The sequence below is a fragment of the Mesorhizobium sp. M1143 genome (assembly GCF_040318435.1).
Taxonomy (GTDB): domain Bacteria; phylum Pseudomonadota; class Alphaproteobacteria; order Rhizobiales; family Rhizobiaceae; genus Mesorhizobium.
In genome coordinates this window covers 42,972-64,606 of sequence record NZ_JAMYMJ010000032.1, presented here as the reverse complement: position 1 = coordinate 64,606, position 21,635 = coordinate 42,972, and the positions used below count along the sequence as shown (strand labels likewise).

23 protein-coding genes and 2 pseudogenes are annotated in these 21,635 nt (G+C 63.3%); 14 read left to right on the top strand and 11 right to left on the bottom strand.

Annotated elements, in window-relative coordinates; all coding sequences use genetic code 11:
• The 6 genes and pseudogenes from NKH35_RS20725 to NKH35_RS20700 all read right to left on the bottom strand — a co-directional run.
• Positions 1–261, bottom strand: a 261-nt coding sequence (locus NKH35_RS20725) for a cupin domain-containing protein (protein ID WP_352916147.1), incomplete at its 3' end; no start/stop codon positions are given.
• Positions 262–408: 147 nt separating this feature from the next.
• On the bottom strand, positions 409–1,689 hold the full coding sequence (locus NKH35_RS20720; protein WP_023711524.1) for an O-acetylhomoserine aminocarboxypropyltransferase: 1,281 nt from the start codon (positions 1,687–1,689) through the stop codon (positions 409–411).
• 167 nt (positions 1,690–1,856) lie between these two features.
• On the bottom strand, positions 1,857–2,378 hold the full coding sequence (locus tag NKH35_RS20715) for a CoA-binding protein (RefSeq protein WP_352916143.1): 522 nt from the start codon (positions 2,376–2,378) through the stop codon (positions 1,857–1,859).
• Positions 2,375–3,146 (bottom strand): annotated as a pseudogene (locus tag NKH35_RS20710) (AAA family ATPase). Before NKH35_RS20710 ends, NKH35_RS20715 begins: the two are co-directional and overlap by 4 nt.
• A 5-nt stretch (positions 3,147–3,151) precedes the next feature.
• Entirely contained in the window at positions 3,152–3,574 is a 423-nt protein-coding gene (locus NKH35_RS20705; RefSeq protein ID WP_352802514.1) for a VOC family protein, read from the bottom strand.
• A gap of 11 nt (positions 3,575–3,585) precedes the next feature.
• Positions 3,586–4,407, bottom strand: a complete 822-nt coding sequence (locus NKH35_RS20700) for an enoyl-CoA hydratase (protein WP_023669411.1) — start codon at positions 4,405–4,407, stop codon at positions 3,586–3,588.
• Between the two features lie 146 nt (positions 4,408–4,553).
• On the opposite strand from NKH35_RS20700, the gene NKH35_RS20695 reads away from it, so the two are divergent.
• From NKH35_RS20695 to rpsI, 3 genes are all read left to right on the top strand, one after another.
• A complete protein-coding gene (locus NKH35_RS20695; RefSeq protein WP_023669410.1) occupies positions 4,554–5,018 on the top strand; it encodes a PaaI family thioesterase in 465 nt (154 codons plus the stop codon).
• Positions 5,019–5,233: 215 nt separating this feature from the next.
• Complete coding sequence (gene rplM, locus NKH35_RS20690; protein WP_023669409.1) at positions 5,234–5,698, top strand: 50S ribosomal protein L13; 465 nt, start codon at positions 5,234–5,236, stop codon at positions 5,696–5,698.
• A gap of 1 nt (position 5,699) precedes the next feature.
• Complete coding sequence (rpsI, locus tag NKH35_RS20685; protein ID WP_023669408.1) at positions 5,700–6,182, top strand: 30S ribosomal protein S9; 483 nt, start codon at positions 5,700–5,702, stop codon at positions 6,180–6,182.
• A gap of 123 nt (positions 6,183–6,305) precedes the next feature.
• On the opposite strand, the gene NKH35_RS20680 is transcribed toward rpsI, so the two are convergent.
• Positions 6,306–7,205, bottom strand: coding sequence for a LysR family transcriptional regulator (locus tag NKH35_RS20680; RefSeq protein WP_352916140.1), 900 nt, complete (start codon positions 7,203–7,205; stop codon positions 6,306–6,308).
• Positions 7,206–7,296: 91 nt separating this feature from the next.
• Between NKH35_RS20680 and NKH35_RS20675 the strand changes: the two genes are divergently transcribed.
• A complete protein-coding gene (locus NKH35_RS20675) occupies positions 7,297–8,169 on the top strand; it encodes an aldo/keto reductase family oxidoreductase (protein ID WP_352511341.1) in 873 nt (290 codons plus the stop codon).
• A 199-nt stretch (positions 8,170–8,368) separates the two neighbouring features.
• On the opposite strand, the pseudogene NKH35_RS20670 reads toward NKH35_RS20675, so the two are convergent.
• Positions 8,369–8,571: pseudogene (locus NKH35_RS20670) on the bottom strand (glycerophosphodiester phosphodiesterase family protein); the annotation flags it as partial.
• 141 nt (positions 8,572–8,712) lie between these two features.
• On the opposite strand from NKH35_RS20670, the gene speB reads away from it, so the two are divergent.
• The 3 genes from speB to NKH35_RS20655 all read left to right on the top strand — a co-directional run bounded on the left by speB (position 8,713) and on the right by NKH35_RS20655 (position 11,571).
• Positions 8,713–9,714, top strand: a complete 1,002-nt coding sequence (gene speB / locus NKH35_RS20665) for an agmatinase (protein WP_023669405.1) — start codon at positions 8,713–8,715, stop codon at positions 9,712–9,714.
• Positions 9,715–9,743: 29 nt separating this feature from the next.
• Positions 9,744–10,670 (top strand): N-acetyl-gamma-glutamyl-phosphate reductase, encoded by a 927-nt coding sequence (gene argC / locus NKH35_RS20660; RefSeq protein ID WP_023669404.1) that lies wholly within the window; start codon positions 9,744–9,746, stop codon positions 10,668–10,670.
• Positions 10,671–10,731: 61 nt separating this feature from the next.
• Positions 10,732–11,571, top strand: coding sequence for an aminoglycoside phosphotransferase family protein (locus NKH35_RS20655; RefSeq protein WP_023752923.1), 840 nt, complete (start codon positions 10,732–10,734; stop codon positions 11,569–11,571).
• Positions 11,572–11,624: 53 nt separating this feature from the next.
• Here NKH35_RS20655 and NKH35_RS20650 read toward each other — a convergent pair whose 3' ends face one another.
• The gene (locus NKH35_RS20650; protein ID WP_023815642.1) at positions 11,625–12,749 is read right to left on the bottom strand and encodes a COX15/CtaA family protein; all 1,125 of its coding nucleotides are present in this window, start codon (positions 12,747–12,749) and stop codon (positions 11,625–11,627) included.
• A 151-nt stretch (positions 12,750–12,900) separates the two neighbouring features.
• Between NKH35_RS20650 and NKH35_RS20645 the strand changes: the two genes are divergently transcribed.
• The gene (locus NKH35_RS20645) at positions 12,901–13,116 is read left to right on the top strand and encodes a DUF2842 domain-containing protein (protein ID WP_023669401.1); all 216 of its coding nucleotides are present in this window, start codon (positions 12,901–12,903) and stop codon (positions 13,114–13,116) included.
• A gap of 15 nt (positions 13,117–13,131) precedes the next feature.
• On the opposite strand, the gene NKH35_RS20640 is transcribed toward NKH35_RS20645, so the two are convergent.
• Positions 13,132–14,190, bottom strand: a complete 1,059-nt coding sequence (locus NKH35_RS20640; protein WP_352916136.1) for a polysaccharide deacetylase family protein — start codon at positions 14,188–14,190, stop codon at positions 13,132–13,134.
• Between the two features lie 91 nt (positions 14,191–14,281).
• Here NKH35_RS20640 and NKH35_RS20635 point away from each other — a divergent pair, with 91 nt between their 5' ends.
• On the top strand, positions 14,282–15,511 hold the full coding sequence (locus tag NKH35_RS20635) for a GNAT family N-acetyltransferase (protein ID WP_352916133.1): 1,230 nt from the start codon (positions 14,282–14,284) through the stop codon (positions 15,509–15,511).
• A gap of 3 nt (positions 15,512–15,514) precedes the next feature.
• On the opposite strand, the gene NKH35_RS20630 is transcribed toward NKH35_RS20635, so the two are convergent.
• Positions 15,515–16,225, bottom strand: a complete 711-nt coding sequence (locus NKH35_RS20630; protein ID WP_023669398.1) for a GntR family transcriptional regulator — start codon at positions 16,223–16,225, stop codon at positions 15,515–15,517.
• A 264-nt stretch (positions 16,226–16,489) separates the two neighbouring features.
• Here NKH35_RS20630 and NKH35_RS20625 point away from each other — a divergent pair, with 264 nt between their 5' ends.
• The 5 genes from NKH35_RS20625 to NKH35_RS20605 all read left to right on the top strand — a co-directional run bounded on the left by NKH35_RS20625 (position 16,490) and on the right by NKH35_RS20605 (position 21,632).
• Positions 16,490–17,590 carry an ABC transporter ATP-binding protein gene (locus NKH35_RS20625; protein ID WP_352916130.1) on the top strand — a complete coding sequence of 367 codons (1,101 nt, stop codon included), beginning with the start codon at positions 16,490–16,492 and terminating at the stop codon, positions 17,588–17,590.
• A 34-nt stretch (positions 17,591–17,624) separates the two neighbouring features.
• Positions 17,625–18,914: an ABC transporter substrate-binding protein gene (locus NKH35_RS20620; protein ID WP_352650152.1), complete on the top strand. Its 1,290-nt coding sequence runs from the start codon at positions 17,625–17,627 to the stop codon at positions 18,912–18,914.
• Positions 18,915–19,151: 237 nt separating this feature from the next.
• Positions 19,152–20,063, top strand: coding sequence for an ABC transporter permease (locus NKH35_RS20615; RefSeq protein ID WP_352916127.1), 912 nt, complete (start codon positions 19,152–19,154; stop codon positions 20,061–20,063).
• Between the two features lies 1 nt (position 20,064).
• Positions 20,065–20,883, top strand: a complete 819-nt coding sequence (locus NKH35_RS20610) for an ABC transporter permease (protein WP_352916124.1) — start codon at positions 20,065–20,067, stop codon at positions 20,881–20,883.
• 2 nt (positions 20,884–20,885) lie between these two features.
• A complete protein-coding gene (locus NKH35_RS20605) occupies positions 20,886–21,632 on the top strand; it encodes an aspartate/glutamate racemase family protein (protein WP_023700526.1) in 747 nt (248 codons plus the stop codon).
• Positions 21,633–21,635: the final 3 nt, after the last annotated feature.

Genomic DNA, 21,635 nt, shown 5'->3' with positions numbered 1-21,635 from the left:
GGCGCGCACCGTGCGCGCCTCGCCGCCATCCTCGGCAACCACCGAGACGCCGGACAGGATGTGGCAGAACTCCCATTCGTCATATTCGATGCGCCATTTGCCCGGCGTCGCTTCCCAGATGCCGGCATAGAGGCGGCCATCGCGCTCCTCGACATTCCAGGTGCGGAACTTCGGATCGCCCGCAATCAGACGATCCGGCGCCGGGGCGCCATGTTCGGCGTCGACGCTGTCGGTCGATATTGCCAGGTAATGCGCGGACAGGGTTTGCCTCCAACAGGTTAGTGATTAGTGAGTAGTGAGTAGTGAGTAGTGAGTAGTGAGCGGAAAGCGCTCCCTCGAGCGGGTGGCTAATCACTAATCACTGCTAACTAGTGAATACCGACTACTACTCACTACTCACTAAAAAAATCAAACCTTGGCCAAAGCCTGTTCCAGGTCGGCGACGATGTCGTTGACATCCTCGATGCCGACGGAAAGCCGGACCGTGTCCGGTCCCGCACCCGCCTTGACCTTCTGCTCGTCGGAAAGCTGGCGATGCGTGGTCGATGCCGGATGGATGACCAGCGACTTGGTGTCGCCGACATTGGCGAGGTGCGAGAACAGTTCGAGCGCCTCGACGAACTTGATGCCGGCCTCGTAGCCGCCCTTCAGGCCGAAGGTGAAGACAGCACCGGCGCCTTGCGGCGAGTATTTCTTCTGCAGCGCGTTGTTCTTGTCGCTGGGCAGGCCGGGATAGTTGACCCAGGCGACCTTGGGGTGGTTGGACAGCCAGCCGGCTACGGTGATCGCATTGTCGCAATGGCGCTGCATCCTGAGTGGCAAGGTCTCCAGCCCGGTCAGGATCAGGAAGGCATTGAACGGCGAAATGGCCGGGCCGATGTCACGCAGGCCAAGCACGCGCGCGGCGATGGCGAAGGCGAAATTGCCGAAGGTTTCGTGCAGGACAAGGCCGCCATATTCGGGGCGCGGCTCCGACAGCATCGGATATTTGCCGGATTTCGACCAGTCGAACGTGCCGCCATCGACGATGGCGCCGCCGATCGAATTGCCGTGGCCGCCGATGAACTTGGTCAGCGAATGGACGACGATGTCGGCGCCATGCTCGATCGGCCGCACCAGATAGGGCGAGGCCAGCGTGTTGTCGACGATGAGCGGCAAGCCGTGCTTGCGGGCGATGTCGCCGATCTTCTCGATGTCGACGAAGGTGCCGCCGGGATTGGCCAGGCTCTCGATGAAGATCGCCTTGGTCTTGCCATCGATCTGGCTTTCGAAAGTGGAGATGTCGTTGGTGTCGGCCCAACGCACCTCCCAGCCGAAATTCTTGAAGGCATGGCCGAACTGATTGATCGAACCACCGTAAAGCCTTGTCGCGGCGACGAAATTATCGCCAGGCCGCATGAGATTGTGGAACACGATCACCTGTGCGGCATGGCCGGAAGCAACGGCAAGTGCAGCCGTGCCGCCTTCGAGCGCCGCGATCCGCTCTTCCAGCACCGCCTGGGTCGGGTTCATGATGCGGGTGTAGATGTTGCCGAAGGCCTTCAGCCCGAACAGCGAGGCGGCATGGTCGGCATCGTCGAACACAAAGGAGGTCGTCTGGTAGATCGGCGTGGCGCGTGCGCCCGTCGCCGGGTCGGGCTTGGCGCCGGCATGGACGGCGAGCGTGTTGAAACCGGGCGTGCGGGTCATCGAAAACCTCCGTGAGCGGTAAACGTGTGAATGATGAAATGGTCAATGGTGAGCGATGAATGGTGGTCGCAAAGTCGGCCAGTCCCACCTTGATTGCAAGCCGCTCATATGCGGCTTTACCCGGCTTCCAGGAAAATCCTTCTATTCACCATTCACCATTCACTGCCTTACTTCTGGCGCACACCGAAACTCTGGAATCCCGACCGCATCAGCGGCTTCTTCGACGAAAGCACACCGGAGTTGACGCCGGTCCAGCCGATCTCGCCCGACAGCTTGCCATATTCGATCTTCGGGCAGCGGTTCATCACCACCTTGATACCGGCCGCCTCGGCGCGCGCGGCCGCCTCGTCGTCGCGCACGCCAAGCTGCATCCAGATCACCTTCGGCAAGGGGTCGAGCTTCAGCACCTCATCGACAATGCCGGGCACCGATGCAGAGGCGCGAAAGATGTCGACCATGTCGACCGGCTCCGGCAGATCGGCAAGGCTGGCATAGGTCATGCGGCCGAGGATTTCCTTGCCGGCCTGCCCAGGATTGATCGGAAACACCGAAAAGCCCTTGGCCAGCAGATATTTCAGCACGAAAAAGCTCGGCCTGACATCGTTGGCCGACGCGCCGACCATGGCGATGGTCTTCACAGAATTGAGGATGCCGCCGATATAGGCATTGTCGTAGTTATCGTGATTCACTCGTCGGTCTCCCTCAGTGCTTCCTCCATAAAGGACTGCGGGTCCGTGCAGAAGTCGCGCATCATGCGAAAATGATCGGTATCGGTGAAATCGGTCGGATCGAGGCCGAAACGGCTGATTCGGAAGAGCCGCGCGCCGGGACAAGCCATCAGCAGCGGCGAATGATCACTTGCGCCGTGCCTGACTGGTCCATGCGCCGCAGCATCTTCAACAATTCGATCTGCCGCGACGGCGACAGCGCGCTTTCGGGCTCGTCGAGGATGTAGATGCCTTGCCGGCGGCAGCGCTCCTCGAAAAAGCGAATGAACCCTTCGCCATGCGACCAGGACAGGAAGTCCGGCGGCGGCGGTCCGAACGGGTCTTCGAGTGCCGCCTGGTCGAGATAGCGCGCGACCGAGTAAAAAGATTCGGCACGAAAGAACCAGCCGGCGGTGACTTTTGGCAGCCAGTGGCCGCGGAATGTATTCGCCAGTGCCGCACCGCTCTTGTCGATGGCGATGGAATGATCGACCGGACGATAGCCCTTGCCGCCGCCGGCCTCGTCGTAACCGGCCAGCGCGCCGATGGCTTCCAGCAGTGTCGATTTGCCGGTGCCGTTTTCACCGACAATGATGGTGATCGGCGTGGTGAATTCGAGCTCGATTCACGGCCGCGAAACAGCGGCAGGTTCCATGGATATTTTTCCCAATCTTCCACGCGCTCGGGGTCAATCAGGATGCGCTTGAGATAGGGCGCCTTCAGCCGCGTCAGTTGCTTGCGGTACGCCATCCGGGTCAGTCGGGCAGCGAGATCGAGCCGTCTTCCGTGATCGGAAAGGCCGGATTGTGTGCGACTTCCCAGACATGGCCGTCGGCATCGGCGAAATATCCATACCAGCCGCCCCAGAAGGCGCGGCTTGCCGGCTTGACGATCCTGCCGCCGGCCTTCTCGGCGGCCGCCAGCACGTCGTCGACTTCGGCATCGGAGCGGGTGTTGTAGGCGAGGTAGACCGCCGACGGTGCTGCGGCGAAGGCAATGCCTGAATCCTCCTCGGCGCTTGGCCTCGGGAACAGGCCGAGAATGGCGCCGCCCATCTGGAAGAAGGCGACGCCATCGGTGATGCCGGCGTGGCGCTTCAAGCCCATGCCTTCGTAAAAGCGCACGGCGCGCTCGAGATCGTCGGTGGCGATGGTGATGATGGAGATGCGCGGTTCCATGGATCGAAAACCTATTCGTCCGTCCATTCCGGTTTGCGCTTGCCGATGAAGGCACCGATGCCTTCCTCGGCGTCGCGGGCCAGCATGTTCTCGACCATGACGCGGCCGGTATAGGCATACGCGTCCGCCAACCCCATCTCGGCCTGCGCGTAAAAGGCTTCCTTGCCGGTCTTGACCACCAGAGATGATTTGGAGGCAATGGTTTGCGCGTATTTGGTGACGATCTGATTCAGGTATTCGCGCGGCACGACGCGGTTGACCAGGCCGAATTCCTTGGCGGTTGCGGCGTCGATGGTCTCGCCGGTGAGCAGCATTTCCATGGCGTGCTTGTGAGACACGTTGCGTGACAGCGCCACCATCGGCGTCGAACAAAACAGGCCGATATTGACGCCCGGCGTGCAGAAGGTCGCTTCATGCGAGGCAATGGCGAGGTCGCAACTGCCAACCAGTTGCAGCCCCGCAGCGGTGGCTAGGCCATCGACTTCGGCGATGATCGGGAGCGGATGGCGCACGATCTGCTGCATCAACGCCGCGCAAGCCGAAAATGTCTGCTCGAAAAACCCCTTGCCCTTGTCGGCGTCGGCGCGGCGCGCGGTCATTTCCTTGAGATCGTGACCGGCGCAGAAGACTTTCCCGGCGGCCGCCAAGACGATGACGCGGACCGATTTGTTGGCCTTGGCACGGTCGAGCTCGGCGCTCAATGCCGCCATGACGGAAAGCGACAAGGCATTGGCGGGCGGATTGGCGAGCGTCAGGCGCAGCACGCCCTTGTCCAGCCCGGCGATGACCGGCCCGTCTATGGCAACAGGTTTGATCGAAAGGATTTCGGCCATGACAGGGGTCTCCGCGATTCCGCCGGGCGCCGCCAGACTATCTAATATCGGATCGAGTTTCATCAACACCCATCGCTTGCGCCAGAGGTGTTGCCAGAAGCGCATCATTGCGTTCATACAGGCCCGGCATAGAACGAGAGACCGACATGCCCGCCCAGGATAATCTCAAGCCGGTGCTGACGGCGGCTGAAGTCAATGCGCTGATGGCCAGCGTCTACCCGCAGCTCAACGACGAGTTCACGTCGTATGAGGCGCTCGATGTGTTTCCGGGCGGCTGCACGGTGCGGCTCAATGCCGACGAGCGGCATTTGCGGCCCGGCGGCACGGTGTCCGGGCCCTCGCTGTTCACGCTGGCCGACATTGGCGGCTATGTCTGCGTGCTCAGCCATGCCGGGCCGGATGCGCTTTCGGTTACCGTCAACCTCAACATCAATTTCGTCCGCAAGGCCGAGGCCGGCCCGATCGACGGCCATTGCCGCATCCTGAAGCTGGGCAAGAGCCTGATGGTGTTCGATATCGACATCGTCGGCGGACCGAGGGAACACACGGTAGCGCATGCGACCGGCACCTATTCGATCCCGCCGAAGCGCGCCGCCGATGTGGTAAAATAATACCTTTTGGTCAAACCTTTGTTTTTATTACACTTTGCGAGCAGACGTGCGTTTCCTGCGCCTTGACGTGCCCACTCCCCTCGCCTATAAGCCGTCACGAAGCAGCGGCCCGCAAAGGCCGCCGTTTTGTTATTGGCGGCGGGCAAGTGCCTTGTCGCCAATCCAAGCAACAAGAAACGCCTTCTTCGGAAGGTCAAAATCGAAAGCAGAAATCCATGGCAACCTTTTCGCAGAAGCCTGCGGATGTGGTGAAGAAGTGGGTGCTGATCGACGCCGAGGGTCTCGTCGTCGGCCGTCTCGCCACTGTCATCGCCAATCATCTTCGCGGCAAGCACAAGCCCACCTTCACCCCGCATGTCGACGACGGCGATAACGTCATCGTCATCAATGCCGACAAGGTGGTGTTCACCGGCAAGAAGTTCACCGACAAGGTCTATTACTGGCACACCGGTCACCCCGGCGGCATCAAGGAGCGCACCGCGCGCCAGCTGCTCGAGGGCCGTTTCCCCGAGCGTGTCGTCGAGAAGGCCGTCGAACGCATGATCCCGCGCGGGCCGCTCGGCCGTCGCCAGATGAAGAACCTCCGCGTCTATGCAGGCACGGAACATCCGCATGTCGCCCAGCAGCCCGTCACCCTCGACGTCGGCGCGCTGAACGCCAAGAACAAGAAGGTTGCATAAGATGGCTGAGCTTTCCTCGCTCGCAGAATTGGGCGCCGCCACCGGCAACACCAACACCCAGCCGGCAGCACCCGTCCATGTCCAGAAGCTCGACAAGTCGGGCCGCGCCTATGCCACCGGCAAGCGCAAGAACGCCATCGCCCGCGTCTGGGTGAAGCCGGGTTCGGGCAAGATCGTCGTCAACGACAAGGAATTCGCGACCTATTTCGCGCGTCCGGTCCTGCAGATGATCCTCAACCAGCCGATCATCGCTTCCAACCGCGCCGGCCAGTACGACATCGTCGCCACCGTCATCGGCGGCGGCCTCTCCGGCCAAGCCGGTGCCGTTCGTCACGGCATTTCCAAGGCGCTGACCTACTACGAGCCGGCACTGCGCGCCGTGCTCAAGAAGGGCGGCTTCCTGACCCGCGACAGCCGCGTCGTCGAGCGCAAGAAGTACGGCAAGGCGAAGGCCCGTCGTTCCTTCCAGTTCTCGAAGCGCTAAGCGCTGCGACGTTCCAGACATCGAAAGGCCGCCTCCGGGCGGCCTTTTCTTTTGGGTCTCGGCAGTCACCCCACTCGGCGCGAAGCGCCGGGTGGGGTGATGGCGCCGGCCTCGGTTCAAGTCTCAGAACTTGCCGGCCTTGATGTAATCGATAAACGCCCGTAGCGGCGCTGGAACCAGACGCCGTCCGGGATAGTACAGAAATGGTCCGGGAAAACTCTGCCACCACGGTTCGAGCACGGGGTCCAGGGCGCCGCTTTCGAAGTGAGGGCGAAGCCAGCCCTCGAAGAGAGCGACGATGCCGCTGCCGGCAATGGCCGCATGGACGGCAAGATCGCTCGCCCCGCCGATCCGCACGATCAACGGCCCCGTCGTGTCGACCCGCACCACCTCGCCGTCGCGCTCGAATTCCCACGGCAGTATCGCACCGCTGGCAAAACGACCGCGCAGACAAGCATGGCCAAGCAGGTCGCTCGGGTGCTGCGGCCGCCCATGGCGCTCGAGATAGGCGGGGCTGGCGCCAGTGGCGAAGCGCTGGACGCGCGGTCCGATCGGCACCGCGATCATGTCCTGCTCCAGTCGCTCGTCATAGCGGATGCCGGCGTCGCAGCCGGCCGCCAACACGTCGACGAAGTTCTCATCGGCGATGACCTCCAGCCGAATGCCGGGATAGGCGGCGAGGAAGCCCGGAACGATGTCGGGCAATATCAGCCGCGCGGCGCTGACCGGGACGTTGAGGCGCAGCGAACCGGCCGGCCTGTCGCGAAAGCCATTGACCACGTCGAGGGCCGCCTCCACCTCCGACAGCGCCGGGCCAAGCCTTCCCAAGAGGCTGAGGCCTGCGTCGGTTGGAACAACGCTGCGTGTGGTGCGGTTGAACAGCCTGACGCCGAGCTGCGTCTCCAGGCGGCGCACCGCTTCGCTCAGGCCCGACGCGCTGCCGCCGCCGGCGCGAGCCCCTTCGCGAAAACCGCCGGCACGCGCCACCGTCACGAAAGCATTCAGATCGCGAAGATCCATCATTGTTCGCCATTCCGCACAAGCTGTACGGATTGTACCTTATTATCCCAAGGTTGAGCAGCGTCTATCTTCGCCTCCTCAAAGGAGATCGACCATGTCCACCATCCAAAAATCCGGCACATTCACCCTCGGCAGCCACACCGTGAAACGGCTCGGCTACGGCGCCATGCAACTTGCCGGCCCGCACGTTTTCGGTCCGCCGAAAGATCGGGACGCGGCCATTGCTGTGCTGCGCGAAGCGGTGGCGTCCGGGGTCAACCACATCGACACCAGCGACTATTATGGCCCGCATGTCACCAACCAGCTGATCCGCGAAGCGCTGGCGCCCTATCCGCAAGACCTCGTCATCGTCACCAAGATCGGGGCGCGGCGCGGCAGCGACGGCTCCTGGCTGCCTGCCTATTCCGCCAAGGAACTAGAGCAGGCCGTGCACGACAATCTCAGGAATCTCGGCCTTGAGGTGCTGGATGTCGTCAATCTGCGCATCATGTTCGGGGTGATGGGTCCCGCCGAGGGCTCGATCGAGACGCAGTTGACGGCGCTTGCCGAACTGCAGCGGAAGGGCCTGGTGCGCCATATCGGCCTGAGCAACGTCACCCCTGCGCAGGTCGAGGAAGGCCGTGGGATCGCCGAGATCGTCTGCGTGCAGAACCAGTACAATCTGGCGCATCGCGACGACGACGCGTTGATCGATGAACTGGCGCGCGCCGGCATCGCCTACACGCCGTTCTTCCCGCTCGGCGGCTTCAGCCCGCTGCAGTCGTCGACCTTGTCGGATGTGGCCACGCGGCTCGGCGCCACACCCTTGCAGGTTGCGCTCGCCTGGCTGCTGCGCCGCTCGCCGAACATCCTGCTGATCCCGGGGACGTCGTCGGTCGGGCATTTGAGAGAGAACCTGGCGGCGGCGGAACTGGAGCTGTCGGCTGATGTGCTGAGGGAATTGAATGGGGTGGCGAAAGCGGCGTGAAGATTTTGCGGGCGGCGCTGTCACCCCACCCGCGCCTTCGGCGCTACCTCCCCATCGAGGGGAGGTAGGAGGTCGCGGCAGCCTTGCATGCCTCGCAATCGCTACGACTGTCGGATCTAAAGCGCCAACGCCCTACCTCCCCTCGATGGGGAGGTCGGCGCGCAGCGCCGGGTGGGGTGATGGCGCCGCCGTACGATTTCTAATTGATACTCGCCGTATTCGCGGCTCGGCCGGCTTCCCTCATCCACATAAGGCGCCCGAAACCCATCGGCCCCCAGCCAGCCAATCGCAGCCTTCGGTTCTTCGGTCTGGATGATGGTGGCGCCGCGTTCGGCCCAGAAACCGTGTCTCGGCCGGCATGCCGGCCCGCACCGCCAGTTCATCGCCGCGGCCGCCGGAGAGGAGTCGCCGGGCCTTGCGCCTTGGCGATACAAATCCTGTGTCGCCCCTCTAGAACGCTATGGCGTTTCGCCAAGCTGTGACTGGCATCTTGCGTGCCGGTTCTGTAGTTGTGGCAGCCCGATGAACAAAGAAGGACCCGTAATGGCGAACCAGACCATCGACAACGCCTTCACCGCCCGCTCCAAGACGGGGCCTTCCTTCGAGCCGACCTATGCCGGCGCGCTGTCGTTCATGCGGCGCAAATACACCAAGGATGCAAAGGGCGCGGACGCCGTCGTGTGGGGCATTCCGTTCGATGCCGCCGTCACCAACCGGCCGGGCGCGCGCTTTGGGCCGCAGGCGATCCGCCGCGCCTCGGCGATCCTCGACAACGACCCGCAATATCCGTTCTCGCGCGACCTGTTCGAGCATCTCGCCGTCATCGACTATGGCGATTGCCTGCTCGATTCGGGCAATCACCAGAAGACGCCAGGCACGATCGAGCGCGAGGCGGCGAAAATCCTGAAATCGGGCGCCTTCCTGTTGTCGCTCGGCGGCGACCATTTCGTCACCTGGCCGCTGCTCAAGGCACATGCCGCCATCCACGGGCCGCTGGCGCTGGTGCAGTTCGATGCGCACCAGGACACCTGGCCTGACGATGGCAAGCGCATCGACCATGGTTCGTTCGTCGGCCGCGCCGTCAATGAAGGCATCATCGACCCCGACCGCTCGATCCAGATCGGCATCCGCACGCATGCCCCCGATACGTTCGGCATCAAGATCCTTTACGGTCACGAGATCGAGGAGATGCGGGCTTCCGACATCGCCTATGCGATCGTCGACCGCACCGGCGGCAGGAAGACCTATCTCACCTTCGACATCGACTGCCTCGACCCGGCCTTTGCGCCCGGCACCGGCACGCCGGTTGCCGGCGGACCGTCCTCGGCGAAAATCCTGTCGACGCTGCGCCAGCTCGGCCAGGTCGATATTGTCGGCGCCGACGTCGTCGAGGTTGCGCCGGCCTATGATCACGCCGATATAACGGCGATCGCCGGCTCGATGGTGGCCATGCACTATCTCGGCCTGGTGGCCGAGCGAAAAGCGCGGGCGGAAGAGCTGAACAGCGGCAACCATGGCGCGGCAAACCATGGCCAGGGCATATAGGCCTGAATTAGCAGGGAATTGACGGGCACATGAAACCGAAAATCTTCATCGATGGCGAACACGGCACCACCGGCCTGCAGATCCGGGCGCTGCTGGCCGAGCGCGGCGACCTCGAGATCATCTCGATCCCGGCCGAGCGCCGCAAGGAAACGGCGGCGCGCGCCGAGTTCCTCAATGCAGCCGATGTCGCCATCCTGTGCCTGCCGGATGCGGCTGCCAAGGAAAGCGTATCGCTGATTGCCAACGACACCACCAAGGTGATCGACGCCTCCACGGCGCATCGCGTCGCCGAGGGCTGGGAATATGGCTTTGCCGAGATGGAAAAGGGCCAGGCCAAGATCATCGCCAATGCAAAACGCGTCGCCAATCCCGGCTGCTGGCCGCAAGGACCGATCGCGACACTGCGGCCGCTGGTCGCCGCCGGTCTGCTGCCGGCGGATTTCCCGATCACCGTCAATGGCATTTCGGGCTATTCGGGCGGCGGCCGGCCGATGATCGAGGACTATGTCGCCAAGGGCGAGGATGCCTCTGAATTCCAGGTCTATGGGCTGACCCTGCAGCACAAGCATGTGCCGGAGCTGCGCACCTATGCGAAGCTGTCGCACGATCCGATCATGCAGCCGGCGGTCGGCAATTTCGCCCAAGGCATGATCACGGTGGTGCCGCTGCAGCTCGGCGGGCTTGACCATGTGCCGGCCGGCGCCGAACTGCACGCGGCAATCGCCGACCATTTTGCCGCCATCAAGGGCGGCGTGGTCGAGGTAGCTCCTTACGAGCACGTGGAGCGCCTGCCCGAGATCAATCCCGAGGTCTATAACGGCACCAATCGGATGAAGGTCTATGTCTTTGCCAATGACGACAGGGCGCAGGCGCTGCTGATTGCGGTCTATGACAATCTCGGAAAGGGCGCCTCGGGTGCTGCCGTTCAGAACATGGATCTGATGCTCGGCCTTTAATTCAGTTGGAGAGAGCATGTTGCCCGAAAACCGCTTAACACTTTTCGGCATCACGCTCTGAATGGACGCGCCTGCATTTCCAAAGCGCTGGAAGATCAGCGCGCCCGAGCTCATTGCGGAGACGTTTTCGAGCCGCATCTGGAAGGTGCGGCGTGAGGACGGCTCGCCGGCCATCGTCAAGGCGCTCAAACCATTCGACGATGTCGAGGACGAGTTGCGCGGCGAGCACTATCTCGCATGGCGGCGCGGCGAAGGCGCGGTGCGGCTGCTTGGCCGGGACGGCCACCGCATGCTGCTCGAATATGCCGGCGACACCCTGCTTTCCGACGTTCTGGCCAAAGAAGGCGACAACCCCGCGACCGCAATCGCGGCCGAGTTGATGGGGAGACTGTTCTCGCCCACAAGACACCCTGACCCGCCGGACCTGCAGCCGCTGCGGACACGGTTTGCCAGCCTGTTCAAAAAGGCCGGAGCCGATCGCGACGCCGGAGAGCACAGCCTCTATATCGAGGCCGCCGAAATCGCGGACCGGCTGCTCGATGCCCCGCATGCGGTCAAGCCGCTGCATGGCGACCTGCATCACGACAACATTTTGCACGGTGCGCGCGGCTGGCTGGCGATCGACCCGAAGGGCGTGCTCGGCGATCCCGGCTTCGACGCCGCCAATCTGTTCTACAACCCACTGGGGCGCGACGACCTCTGCCTCGATCCCGAGCGCATCGCGCATATGGCCGAGATCTTCGCCAGGACACTCGGCCAGACGCCGGCTGCCACTCTCGACCATGCCATCGCCTATGGCTGCCTGTCGGCCGCATGGCATCATGAGGACGAGAATGCGGTCGACGAGAACCGCGAGCTGTCGGTTGCGGGAGTGATCCGAAAGGTGCGGCTCAGCTTCTGACCGGCGCAGCCTCGCGCGTTAGACGTAGCGAGGCAGTTCGTTCGCGAAATAGATTATTGCGACGGCCAAGACACCGTAGACGATGTACCTGCGTTCATGGGCGGCCGCGTTGGCAGTGGATAGGCGCCCTTGTTGCCGCGCCAGTGGGCGGCGGCAAATCCCAGCAGGACAAGCGCGAAGGCCTGATGGGTCAGCGCCATGTGCAGCGGCACCTGCATCAGCAGCGTGCCGATGCCGATCGAGGCCTGGACCAGCACCAGCAGAAACAGCAGCGTCGCGCGGCGTGCGTGTGTCGTGCCTGGTAAACGCCGGCGTGTCGCGATCATGTGCCAGAGCGCGACGGCAAAGACCGTGTAGGCGCCCAGTCGGTGGACGAACTGCACCGTCTTCGGGTTCTCGAACAAGTTGCGCCAGGCCGGCTCGAGCAGAAGCAAATCTGACGGGATCACCTTGCCGTCCATCAGCGGCCAGGTGTTGTAGCTCAGGCCGGCGTCGAGCCCTGCGACCAGGCCGCCGAGATAGATCTGGACCAGCACCAGCAGCACGATGAAGCCGGCCAGCCTTTGTGTCGGCCGGTCGGCGGCAGGCTCCGAATGCGGCGCCAGCCCGCGCGCGACCACCATGGTGGCGGTGAAGATCAGGGCGGCAAGCGTCAAATGCGTGGCCAGGCGGTACTGGCTGACGGAGATCCGGTCGATCAGGCCGGAGGCCACCATCCACCAGCCGATGGCGCCTTGAAGGCCACCAAGCAGCAGAATACCGACCAGCTTTGGCCCAAGGCCGCGCTCGATGCGGCGCGTCGCCCACAAGACCAGCAGCGGCAGGCCGAAGACCAGGCCGACACTGCGCGCCAGGATACGGTGCGCCCACTCCCACCAGAAGATCGATTTGAAGGCGTCCAGGCTCATGCCCTTGTTGAGCTCGGCATATTGCGGAATCTTCTGGTAGAGCTGGAACTCCTCCTGCCACTCGGCGTCGTTGAGCGGCGGTATCACGCCGTGGATCGGCTTCCACTGCGTGATCGACAGGCCGGAATTGGTGAGCCTGGTGGCGCCGCCGACCAGCACCAGCGCAAACAGCACCAGAAGCACGACATAAAGCCAGCCGCGCAGCAGAGCCCGGTTTTGCAGATCGCGATCGCGGTCAATGTAAGGCGCGGCGGCTGATATGGCGGCCATGGGTTGGTCCCGGCAGGTTGACGTGGCGGATTGGTGAACCATCGCAACCCGGCTGACAAGACCGGACGGCGCGGCACGCCGTCGCGCCGCAAGTCACGGGTTGCACGCGCCCCCGGTTGGGCCTAAGCGGAGGCGATCAACGAGAACGCTCATGCCCATCCGCCTGAAAAAGCTGATCGGAACCTTCCTACTGGTGGCGCTGGTCATCATCTATGCGCTGGTCGCGTCGATCATAGCGGTCGCGCAGCTGTCGCAATCCAGCCCGCTGGTGCATTTCCTGTTCTTCCTGTTCAGCGGCCTGTTCTGGGTGCTGCCTGCGATGGGCATCATCAAATGGCTGATCCTGGAGCCGCCGCCGAAAGGCTGAAGCGCCCGACCCAGGTCAGATGGTGACGACCATTTTGCCGGCATTGGCCAGCGGCGTCGTCACGCCCGACAACATGGTGCGGATATGGGCGACACTCTGGTAGCGGCCGTTGATCGAAATGCGCGGCAGCGCGTGCAGGAAGCCGGCATGTTCGGCGTGCAGCACGCCGTGGCGAGTGGTCACCGCCGAGGCGTAGCCGGCGTCGCAGGCAAAGCCCACTTCGCGGCAGCCGACAGCGCTGGCGTAACCATAGGGGTAAGCGAGATGACGGGGGTCTTCGCCGAGCTGCGCCTGCAGCTGGCGCCTGACGTCGACGATTTCATGGCGCGCATCGGCTTCGTCGAGCCGCTTCAGATTGCGGTGGTTGACCGTATGCGCGCCGATCGTCACCAGCCTGTGCCCGGCCACGGCGCGGATATCGTCCCAAGTCATTAGCGTGCTTGGGCGCAAGCCATCGAGGTCGATGCCGTTCGAGCGCGCCAGATCGCGCAGCACAGCGCGCTGATCCTCCTCGCGCACCTCGAGCGTCAGATAGGCATGCAGACGCGCATTGGCGTGGAGTTTCTTGCCGTGGGTCGAGCAGTCGATGGTCACCGGCCCCTTCGGCGTCGCCAGCGTCAAACGCTCCCGCGCGTTGACGATATCCTCGACCACGTCCCACCATAAATCGGCGCTGCCGTCGATCAGACCCGGCGCGACATAGATGGTGATCGGCGCGTCGTGCTTTTCCAGCACTGGCAGCGCTTCGGTCATGTTGTCGCGATAGGCGTCGTCGGCGGTGATGGTGGCGAACTGGCCGTCCTTGCCGCCGGCCTTGATGCGCTCGATCGCCTCGTCGAGGGTGACGAAGGCATAGCCCCTCGCCTTCATGTCGGCGACGAGAGCGTCGAGGAATCGCGGGGCGATGTTGAGGTGGCGGTTGACGCCGTCCGGCTTCTCCGGCGTGGCGGTGACCCGATGCAACATGAGGATTGCGCCAATGCCGCCGACGAACGGCTTGGCCAGCGGTGCAAGGCCGGTAAAGCGGGCGATATTAAGCGCCAGTTTCCGAACTGCCTCACCACCGTCGATCATTCATTCACCTTTTGCGCCTAGGCTCGATCCAAGCACGGAACGCGCCGACGCGAACTCCTGATCGCGACGAATACGCCTTAAGGATTGAGGTATGGTTGACGCCACCGCGTCATTTGACGGCAATCGGCTCGCCGCAAGCAAGGCGTCTGCGCGTGCGCCGGCTGCCGACCAGACCAGTCTGTCGGTGTCGATCGCAGATGCTGCCGCGCTCGCCTCTTACGGCGAATTCTGCCGTTCGGCGCTGTTTGCGCCGGCGCAAAGCGCGGCCTGGGTTCATGCCTGGACGGCGCAGGCCAATCCCGATGCGGTCGTCGCCACGCTGACAATCGAGGACAGGCCGGTCTTTGCACTGGCACTGGAAATCACGCGAACTGGTCCATTCCGCGTCGCCCGCTTCATGGGCGGGCGCCATGCCAACGGCAATTTCGCCGCCGCCGATCCGGCATGGCTGGCAAAGGCCGATGCCGGGGGGATCCGCAGGCTGGTGACGGCGATCGGCAAGGCGCGCCCCGACATCGATCTCGTTGCCTTGGAAAGGCTGCTCCCCGACCTCGATGGCGTTGCCAATCCGCTGGCGGCGTTCTCCAACTTTCCGAGCCCAAACCTGTCGCTCGCCGTCAATCTCGACGGTGGTTTCGATGTGCTGCTGTCGCGTGTGGGCGGCAAGCGCAAGCGCAAGAAGCACCGTTCGCAGACACGCAAATTCGAGGCGGTCGGCGTTCATCGCCGCATCGAGGCGCAGACACCCGAAGACGTGAACCGGCTGCTCGACGCTTTCTTCGAGATGAAGGAGTTCCGTTTCGCCAAGATGGGCATCGCCAATGTCTTCGGCGAGCCGGAGGTGCGGGCTTTCTTCCGTGCCCTCTTCGCCGGCGCGCTGGCCGAGGAGAAACCGGCCTTTGTGCTGCATGGGCTCGAAGTGGCCGGCAAGCTGCGCGCAATCACCGGCTCGAGCCGCTCGGGCAAACGCCTGATCTGCGAATTCGGCGCCATCGCCGAGGACGATCTCGGCCACACCAGCCCCGGCGATTTCCTTTTCTTCGACATCATCGAGGAAGCCTGCCAAACAGGCTTCGATGTCTATGATTTCTCGGTCGGCGACGAGCCCTACAAGCGGCTCTGGTGCGATATCGAGACCAGGCATTTCGAGGTGCTGGCGCCCCTGACGCTGAAGGGACGCGCCCTGGCGTCGGCACTGCGGCAGGGCGCACGGGCGAAAACCTTCATCAAGAACAACCCGACGGTCTGGAAGCTGACCAAGATGCTGCGCCGCAAGGCCGTCGGACAGGCAGCGCCCGCTCCCGCGGACGACGAAAACTAGCCATCAGAAATTCAGCGCTTCGCGGAGCGCAGGGCCGGCCCTGACCCGCAGGTCGAGATCCGCCTCGATGTGGTCGATATGGTGCAGCATCAGCCGGCTCACCAACCCGCAATCGCCGCTTTCCAGCGCGCCGACCATTTCCGTGTGCTCACTGTGTCCGCAGGCCGACACGCCGGATCGTCCGTAAAGGGCGATCACCAGCGACGAACGCGCCACCAGCTCCTCCATGAAGCGCTGCAGGATGGCATTGCCGGCGACGGAGGCGAGCAGCAGATGGAAATCGCCCGACGCCTTGATTTCGGAGCGCCGGGCGGTTGGGCCGCGCTCGGCGATGAAGCGCCCTTCCTCGTCGAGCTGCGCTCGGAACGCAGCGATATCGGTGGCTGTGACCCGCCCGCAGGCGGCAATGGCGATGCCCGGCTCGATCAGCCGGCGCGATGCGAACACCTGGCGCGCTTCCTCGGGCGAAGGGTTGGCGACGAAGGCGCCACGGTTGCGCTCGGTACGCACCAGCCCCTCGAAGGACAGCATCTGCAGCGCCGCGCGCGCGACCGTGCGCGAGACGTCGAACAGCGTGCCGACCTCGCCTTCCGACAGCTTGGTGCCGGGCGTCAGCCGACGGTCAACGATGGCGTCCCGCAGATTGTCGCGAATCGCCTGGGCGCGATCCTGGTTGGCGCTGTCGGCGGAATGGATCTGATCGGCAATGTTCATGGCGATGATGGTTCCCAGCCTCTTCTAGCGCAACTCGTCGCCTGCACACGAGAGGCAAAGTGGACACGAAGCCAAAAAAGATTGCATACGATTCTTGCGCGGATCGCGCACAATCGCCCATTATTTGTGCAATGCACAAGATAGCCCACCGGCTAGGCAGTGGGCACGAATTCCGATTTTGCTGATGATTCAAACGCTTGGCCGAATCTCGCCGATTGGCACGCATAATGCATTGGTTGACGCGACCAAACGGGGGAAGCCTGAATGTCCAAAGCCGCCGAGATCGACATCGTCTCCGTTTCGAAAGTGTACGGAACGACGACTGCCGTCGAGGCCATCAGCCTGAAGATACCGGCAGGCACCTATTGCTGCCTGCTTGGCCCCTCCGGCTGCGGCAAGACCTCGACGCTGCGCATGATCGCCGGCCACGAAAGCATTTCGTCGGGCGATGTCCGCCTCGGCAACATTGTCGTCACCGACTTGCCGCCGGCAAAGCGTGGCACGGCGATGATGTTCCAGTCCTATGCGCTGTTTCCGCATCTCGACCTTGTCGACAATGTCGCCTTCAGCCTGAAGATGAAGGGCGTCGACAAGGAGCAGCGCCGTGCCAAGGCGCTCGACATGCTCAAGCTGATGCAGATGGAGGCCTATGCGACGCGCCGGCCGGCGCAGCTTTCCGGCGGCCAGCAGCAGCGTGTTGCACTCGCCCGCGCTCTGATCACCGATCCCGAGGCGCTGCTGCTCGACGAGCCGCTGTCGGCACTCGACCCGTTCCTGAAGATACGCATGCGCGCCGAGCTGAAGAAATTGCAGACCTCGCTTGGCATCACTTTCGTCCACGTCACCCACAGCCAGGAAGAAGCCATGGCCTTGGCGGACCTGATCGTGGTGATGAATGACGGCCGCATCGAACAGGCGGCGCCGCCGCGAGATGTGTTCGAAAGGCCGGCCACCGCCTTCGTCGCGCGCTTCATGGGCGACCACAATGTCATCTCCGGCCGGGTCACCGGCGCGCGCGACGGCATGGTCGTCTTCGACGTCAATGGTGGCGCCTCGCTCGCCGCCCGCGGGCAAGGCCGGGAGGCGGGCCAGGAGGTGGGCACGCCGATCGACATTGCCATCCGCACCGACCATGTGCGCATCGGCGAAGCGCCCTCGCCCGGCCTTGGCTTCACCGGCATCGTCTCCAACATCGAATATCGCGGCGCCACGGTGAAGCTGTCGGTCACCGGCGGCGGCATCGACGATTTCACCGTTATCATCGACGATTCCGACTTCTTCGCCAAACCCGTCGCCCTTGGCCACGCCGTACCGCTCGCCTGGGATTCCGAGGACGCCATCGTCCTCGGCCGCCTTCATTCATGAGTTCAACGAAGCAAAACAAAACAGGGGAATAGGCATGACAAACACTATAAAAACAAAGACTGGCATATCGCGCCGTTCGTTGCTCAAGACGGGTGCCGCCGCCGTCGGCCTCGCCGCCGGCTCGGGCGTCATCACCGGCTTCCCAACCATCTGGGCGCAGTCCAACATCACGCTGCGCCAGTTCGGCACCGGCGTGTCGAACCTGAACGCCATCGCCGACAAGTGCAAGGCCGACCTCGGCATCACGCTGGAAATGACGGCGACCGATTCCGACGCGGCCGCCCAGCGCGCCGTGACCCAGCCCGACAGCTATGACATCGCCGACATCGAATACTGGATCTGCAAGAAGGTGTTCCCGAGCGGCGTGCTGCAGCCGATGGATGTCAGCAAGCTGAAATATTACGACGAGCTGGTGCCATTGTTCAAAACCGGCAAGCTGACCCCCGACAGCGTCATTGCCCAAGGCACCGCGCCGCACACGGTCGGCTATGTCGAAGCGCAGGACTCAAAGACCTTCGCCAAGGCGCCGACCAACTGGTTCACCATGGTGCCGACGATCTACAACGCCGATACGCTAGGCATCCGGCCCGACCTCGTCGGCCGCGACATCACCACCTGGGCCGACATCATGGACCCGGCCTTCAAGGGCAAGACCGCGATCCTTAACATCCCGTCCATCGGTATCATGGATGCGGCCATGATCATGGAGGCCACAGGCAGCATCAAATATGCCGACAAGGGCAACATGACCAAGGAAGAAATCGACAAGACGATCGACTTCCTCATCAAGGCCAAGCAGGCCGGCCAGTTCCGCGCCTTCTGGAAGTCGTTCGACGAGAGCGTCAACCTGATGGCATCGGGCGAAGTGGTCATCCAGTCGATGTGGTCGCCGGCCGTCGCCGCCGTCCGCTCCAAAGGCATCGCCTGCCGCTTCCAGCCGCTCAAGGAAGGTTACCGCTCATGGGGCGGCGGCCTTGGACTTGCCGCCCATCTCAAAGGCGCCGAGCTCGACGCGGCCTACGAATACATCAACTGGTATACGTCGGGCTGGGTCGGCGGCTATCTCAACCGCCAGGGCTACTATTCCGCCAATATGGTCTCGGCCAAGAAGTTCATGTCCGAGGACGAATGGGGCTACTGGATCGAAGGCAAGCCGGCCAAGGGCGAGATCAAGGCGCCGGACGGCACCGTCATGGAAAAGGCCGGCGCCGTGCGCGACGGCGGCTCGTTCGAAGAGCGTATGGGCAAAGTCGCCTGCTGGAACTCGGTCATGGACGAGGACCGCTACATGGTGAAGCGCTGGAACGAGTTCATCGCGGCGTAGAGCGGACGCGTTCACTGTGATGTTGCGATCCTTCGCGCCCCCCTCTGTCCTGCCGGACATCTCCCCCACTTGGGGGGAGATTGGCAGCGTCATGGCCGGCTCTTCGTTAGCAACGTTGGAGTTTGGCGAAGGCCGTTATGAGAGTTCGATCTCCCCGCTCGTTGGGGAGATGTCCGGCAGGACAGAGGGGGGCGCGAAGGATCGCAAGTCATCGCGATCACGCGGAGGATTTTCCCAATGACAGTCGCGCTCGAACGCCCCGCCATCGCAGCAGCCAAGCCCGCCAGACGCCGCCGCGTCTCCCTTGGCGCCGTCACGCCCTATTTGCAATCGGCGCCGCTGGCGCTCATCCTCGGTGCGTTCCTGCTCTTGCCAATCATCATGATCGTCGTCGTCTCCTTCTGGGATTATGACTTCGCCGCCATGTATCCGGATTTCCTGACGACGAACTATTCCGACGTGCTGGGATCATGGGTCACCTGGAAGACCTATCTCAACACCATCAAATTCGCTGCTATCGTCTGGGCGCTGACCTTGTTCATCGGCTTCTGGGTCGCCTATTTCCTCGCCTTCCATATCCGCACCAGCGCCATGCAGATGGTGCTGTTCCTTGTCTGCACGGTGCCGTTCCTGACCTCCAACATCATCCGCATGATCTCGTGGATCCCGGTGCTTGGCCGCAACGGGTTGATCAACTCGACGCTGGTGCAATTGGGGCTGGTGCCAAAACCCATCGAATGGCTGCTCTATTCGGAATTCGCCGTGGTGCTGGCCATGGTGCATCTCTACACGCTGTTCATGGTAACGCCGATCTTCAACACGCTGATGCGCATCGACCGCTCGCTGGTCGAGGCCGCGCGCGATGCCGGCGCGTCCGGCTGGCAGGTCTTGTGGAACGTCGTCATCCCGCTGGCCAAGCCCGGCATGGCGATCGGCACCATCTTCGTCGTCACGCTGGTGATGGCCGATTTCTCCACCGTGCAGGTGATGTCGGGCGGCCAGAGCGCGTCGGTCGCACTGATGATGAAGAACCAGATGTCGCTGCTGCAGTATCCCGCAGCCGCCGCGAATGCCGTGGTGTTGCTGGTGTTGGTGCTCTTGATGGTCGCCGGCATCCTGCGCATCGTCGACATCCGCAAGGAGCTTTGAGGTGAGCCACGAAAAACGCACCCTCGAATTCTATGTGCTTGCGGCCTTCTTCACTCTGTTCGTGCTGTTCCTCTACGGCCCGCTATCGGCGATCCTGATCCTTTCTTTCCAAGGCGAGACCGGCGGCCTCACCTTCCCGCTCAATGGCGTGTCGCTGCACTGGTTCGCCAATCTGTTCGAGCGCCAGGCGGTCGGCGATTTCGGCGGCAGCCTTAAGCGCTCGCTCGTGCTCGGCCTCATGGTGATGATCGTCACCGTCGTCGTGTCGCTGCTGGCAGGGCTCGCTTTCCGGCAAAAATTTCGCGGCGCCACCGCTTTGTTCTACCTGGCGGTCGCCAGCCTCGTCGTACCCTCGATCATCATTTCGCTCGGCATCGGCGTCGTCTTCCAGCAGGTCGGCTTCCGCCCGGCCTGGTACACATCGGCCTTCGGCGCGCACCTAACCTGGACCTTGCCCTTCGGCGTGCTCATCATGTTCGCCGTCTTCAACCGCTTCTCGCCCGCCTATGAGGAAGCCGCGCGTGACCTGGGCGCCAACTCCTGGCAGACCTTCGCCCATGTCGTGCTGCCGATGATCGCGCCGAGCCTGATCGGCGTCGGCCTGTTCGGCTTCACGCTGTCCTATGACGAGTTCGCCCGCACGCTGATGACGTCGGGCACCTTCAACACGCTGCCGCTCGAGATCTACGGCATGACCACCAATGTCACGACGCCGGTGCTCTACGCGCTGGGCACGGTGACCACCGTGTTCTCCTTCCTGGTGATCCTGGCCACACTGGGCGCCATCCTCTATGTCGGCCGCAGGCGGGCCAGGGTTTGATTGTGCAGATACTGGTGGTGAACCCCAACACGACGGCGAGCATGACCGAGACGATCGCGGCGGCGGCGCGCGGCGTTGCCGGCGCCGGGACCGAGGTGATCGCGGTCACCTCCTCGATGGGCCCGGCCTCGATCGAGGGCTATTATGACGAGGCATTGGCCGTGCCCGGCCTTTTGATGGAGATCGCCGCCGGCGAACGTGCCGGGGCTCAGGCCGCCATCATCGCCTGCTTCGACGATACCGGCCTAGATGCGGCACGCGCCATGGCCTCCATTCCGGTCATCGGCATCTGCGAGGCCGCACTCGGTGTCGCCTCCTACATTGCCCAGCGATTCACAGTGGTGACGACCACCGAACGCTCGCGTGTCCCTGTCGAGGGGCTGGTGCAGCGCTATGGCATGGCCGGGCGTGCCCGCGTGCGCGCCGCCGACATTCCCGTACTCTCGCTTGAAGACGCTGCTTCCGGCGCTGTCGAGAAACTGCGCGCCGAGATCGCCCGCGCCATAGCGGAAGACCGCGCCGAGGCCATCGTGCTCGGCTGCGCCGGCATGGCCGACCTGGCACACCGGTTGCAGCAAGAGTTCGACCTGCCCGTCATCGACGGCGTCGGCGCCGCCCTCAAACAGGCCGAGGCGCTGATCGCATTGGGCCTGTCGACCTCGAAGCGCGGCTCCTATGCCAGTCCGCTGGCCAAGCCCTATCGCGGCGTGCTGAAATCCTTCTCGCCGGGGGTGGTCGCCGCGGAGTGAACG